This window comes from Streptomyces chilikensis (genome assembly GCF_001642695.1).
Lineage (GTDB): Bacteria > Actinomycetota > Actinomycetes > Streptomycetales > Streptomycetaceae > Streptomyces > Streptomyces chilikensis.
The window spans coordinates 1-3,873 of the sequence record NZ_LWCC02000133.1 but is presented as its reverse complement, the minus strand read 5'-3'; the positions used below and the strand labels follow the sequence as shown (position 1 = coordinate 3,873).

4 protein-coding genes are annotated in these 3,873 nt (G+C 56.3%); 1 reads left to right on the top strand and 3 read right to left on the bottom strand.

Translation table 11 applies throughout. The features are described 5' to 3' along the window. On the bottom strand, positions 1-1,091 hold a 1,091-nt coding region (gene mbeA / locus A2U95_RS33870; protein WP_420857058.1), incomplete at its 3' end, for a plasmid mobilization relaxase MbeA. Next, on the bottom strand, positions 1,081-1,425 hold the full coding sequence (locus tag A2U95_RS26760; protein WP_166027687.1) for a MobC family plasmid mobilization relaxosome protein: 345 nt from the start codon (positions 1,423-1,425) through the stop codon (positions 1,081-1,083). The genes A2U95_RS26760 and mbeA, both read right to left, overlap by 11 nt. A 1,189-nt stretch (positions 1,426-2,614) precedes the next feature. On the opposite strand from A2U95_RS26760, the gene A2U95_RS26755 reads away from it, so the two are divergent. Further along, entirely contained in the window at positions 2,615-2,842 is a 228-nt protein-coding gene (locus A2U95_RS26755; protein ID WP_021243043.1) for a YgdI/YgdR family lipoprotein, read from the top strand. A gap of 644 nt (positions 2,843-3,486) precedes the next feature. Here the strand turns inward: A2U95_RS26755 and A2U95_RS26750 are convergent. Continuing rightward, positions 3,487-3,702 carry an MbeD family mobilization/exclusion protein gene (locus A2U95_RS26750; protein ID WP_166027685.1) on the bottom strand — a complete coding sequence of 72 codons (216 nt, stop codon included), beginning with the start codon at positions 3,700-3,702 and terminating at the stop codon, positions 3,487-3,489. Between the last annotated feature and the right edge of the window lie 171 nt (positions 3,703-3,873).

The window sequence follows — 3,873 nt, the reverse complement described above, 5'->3', positions numbered from 1 at the left end:
CGTCGCTGCTCTCCTGATAGCGCACTCCCCACGTCCGGGCGGTCATTTTCGCCAGGGTATCTTCCTGCTGACGAAGGGTCGTGTAATTGTCGGTTATCTGCTGCCCCTGCCACCACAGAATGCTCCCGCTCGTGCCGATCAGCAGCGCTGACACCATCAGGATGGTGAGCCATGTCCGCCCGGCAGTCCGCAGTACGCTCCGCCGGTTTTTCTCCATCGCCTCGCTCATGCTCTGCTCGTGGGCGAGGATGGCGTCGCTGATTCTGCTCGCGCTTGCGCTCAGTTCCGCTCTGACAGACTGCTCGTGCTCGCTGAATGCGGCTTTCAGCATCTCGCCGGTAATCTGCTTCTGCGCTTTCGATTGCTGCTCTAAGTCCTTCGCCAGCGTTAAAAGACTGCTCATAGATGGCTCCCTTCAGTCGGATGTTTCGCCCCCCGTCCGGGTCGGCAATGCTGATACTGCTTTTTGTGGTGCGCACCACCTCAAAACCTGCGCTTTCCAGCGCCTCAGTGACGTCCTGGCGCGTTTTCAGCTCCCCGGACGAGGCTAAGGACAGTAACCCCCGCGTAATCGCCTGCGCGGCTTCCTGCTTCGCTTCCGGCAGAGCGGACGGCGTGACCAGCGCCCTGCGGTTTTCCGGCGCGTTCGGGTCGTGCAGCCCCAGTCTGCCGTTCACGATGGTCTGCCAGGCATCGATGCGCGGCCGGTCGGCGCGGTCGTAGTACGGCTGGAGCCGCCTGCCGGTCAGCAGCTCGGTATTGGGGATCAGAAAGTTCAGCTCCAGACGCCCCTTGTCCGCGTGCTCCACCCACAGAATGCTGTACTGATCTTTATCGAGTCCGGGCATCAGAACCCGCTCGAAGCTGGCCATCAGTTTTTCCCGCTGGCAGGGAGGCAGATCGGCCTCCGCAAACGACAGGACGCCGGAAGTGTATTTCTTCACGTAAGGCGACGCGTCAATCAGCTCCCGGACTTCTTCCGGCTTCCCCTGCAGGACGGTGGCGCCTTCACGCTGCCGGTCTTTACCCAGCAGATAGTCCACCGGCCCGGAGCCACCGCCGCGGCCGCGCGGATGAAATTTAACGATCATCGTCCGTTCCTTTCTCAAGAACGGCATGCCGCAGCCGCTCAAGCCCGGCATCGATGGCCATCAGCGCCGCCACAATCTGTACCCTGTCATGGCCGGAGCCGCCGCCGGCGTTAACACGGCGGGCTATCTGGTTCAGGTTATTGCCCATGCCGGCAAGCTGGCGCAGCAGCGCCGGCGAGAGTGAGGGAAGCTTTCCGGTGCGCGCAGGCTTTTCGTCCAGGCAGGTCTGTCGCATCCACGCCGCCAGCTGCCTGCCGTCACAGCGCTCGAGCAGCCGCCGGTGCTCGTCCTCCGTCACCCACATGGTGAGCATCTTGTTCCGTTTCTCTGACAAACCGGTCTCCTGATAACGCCGGGACGGGCGGGAAAACCTTTCCCGGTCGGCGCGGGGTTGGACAAGCCGCAGGCGCGTCAGTGGCTTTTAGCGGGTTTCGGGGCGCAGCCCTGAACCAGTCACGCAGCGCTAGCGGAGTGTATACTGGCTTAAGATGTAGCATGGCAGTAACACATAGCATTAATGCCACATAAGACAGGCGCAGAAAGTGAAAGAAAACGCGTCAGGAGAAAATGTGATACAGAATATATTCCGCTTCCTCGCTCACTGACTCGCTCCGCTCGGTCGTTCGGCTGCGGCGAGCGGGACGGGCTTACGGATGGATCAGAAATTTCCTGGGGGATGCCAGGAAGATACTTAACGAAGAAAGCATAAGGCCGCGCCAAAGCCGTTTTTCCATAGGCTCCGCCCCCCTGACAAGCATCACAGAATCTGACGCTCAAATCAGTGGTGGCGAAACCCGATGCGGCTTAAAGATACCAGGCGTTTCCCCCTGGTGGCTCCCTCGTGCTCCCCCGCATTCCTGCCTTTCGGTTTACCGGTGTCACTCCGCTGTTATGGCCGCGGTTTCTCATTCCACGCCTGACACTCAGTTCCGGGAAGGCAGTTCGCTCCAGGATGGACTGTATGCACGAACCCCCCGTTCAGTCCGACCGCTGCGCCTTATCCGGTAACTATCAACTTGAGTCCAACCCGGAAAGACACGACTAATCGCCATTGGCAACGGCCATTGGCAAACAGGATGTGCGAGAGATGTCTCAAGAGTTCTTGAAGTGGCGGCCTTAGTGAGGCTACACTGAAAGGACAAATTTGGTGACATGTCTCGCACAAGACTGTTACCACGGTTAGGGGATCTGCCAGGATTACCTAACCTTCGAAAAACCACCTGCCAGGGTGGTTTTTTCGTTTACAGGGCAAGAGATTACGCGCGGAAAAAAAGGATCTCAAGAAGATCCTTTATAAATTAGACATCCAACCTCACAAAGAGGAATACTTAAATCATCTTGGTATATGTATCGGCCGGATTACATCTCATATAAGCCTCCTCCCCGCCTGACACCACACTTTGACCATAGCACCTCGCGCCTAACTCGATATACAGCCCACCATCAAGCCTCTTTTCACATAAAAAATGACCTATAGTTAGATGGTTAGTGACCAAAACTGATATGGATAAAAGGAGCTGGCTTTGAAAAAGATTTTTGTTTCAGTGTTCGCAGCGGCAGTTGCGCTTTCAGCCCTCACCGGCTGCACGCGCACAAGCTATGCCATACACACCAATGACGGTCGCACTATTGTCAGCGACGGCAAACCTAAAGAATCAGACTCAGGCCTGCTTGGCTATACAGACGCGAATGGTGTCAAACAGCAGATCAATAAAACCGACGTTAAAGAAGTCTCCGAAATTCCGCACTGAGCATCTTCTCCGAAAAAGGCCGCTAATGTGGCCTTTTTCTTTACCTGTGGTTCTCCGCCAAAATCCCAGCAAATTGCATCACCAAAGCTAAAAGCTTTCAGGGTTGTCTAAAAAGCACAAGACATAAGAGGAAGTGCGGTATTTTATAATCAAGCCCCCAAGAATTTACCATAACATCCGTTGCCCGCACCGCCCCGGACAGCTTCGCCGCGAACGGGGCGGCAGTCAGCCAAAACCAACAACAACCCACCCGGTAAACCACCCCGATCGCGACAGATAAATTTTACCCGACTGCATAGCCATGCAGCCAGATGAATGGCGTGTAAAGTCACACTAAAATCAGCGCGAACGCCTTAAAAACAGGTAAATGCTTCTCCAGCCAGTCCCACAGCCCGGCCGCCAGATACAGGCAGTTAAGTACAGCTTCAATGACGTTAAGCAATCTCATAATCCCCCCCAGGTATAGGCCGTGATCTTTTTGATCACGAACCTATTTAGCGGGAGAAATAAGAGCCCCTCTTCGTGCGGGTTGTCAGCTGCCTGGATGGTTTAAAGTCTCGGCCCGCGGTAGGTTTTCTGCGGCTGGCGCTCCAGCTCCAGTGTTTTCTGATACTCATTCTCCCTCTGCCGGAGCTCGATGGCATTCAGTTCCCGGACAAGCGGCGCAGCTGCTCGCTTAAACTCAGCACCTGCGTGCTCAAGACCGACACGCGCTCGTTCAGCATCGCGTTCTCCCGTTGCATAAGACCACACATGCTCCGCCATTCCGCGAAGGCGCTCTCCCATTCGTCCAGCCTTTGCGAGTAGTCCTGCTGTAGCTGCTCTAATGCGCTCAGCAACTGCTTTTCCAGCTCTGTCATTTTCCGCTACTCCTGTTTCAGGCGGATCCATGTCGTCCCGTCGTAAGGGATGGCTTCGGTTTGCATCCCCGGCGGCAGGATAAGAAACCTCCGGCCGTCGCTGCTCTCCTGATAGCGCACTCCCCACGTCCGGGCGGTCATTTTCGCCAGGGTATCTTCCTGCTGACGAAG

What these genes read in the sequence shown, in the direction of transcription:
- A2U95_RS26750 (WP_166027685.1), bottom strand. Translation starts at nt 3,702, where the DNA reads ATGACAGAGCTGGAAAAGCAGTTGCTGAGCGCATTAGAGCAGCTACAG.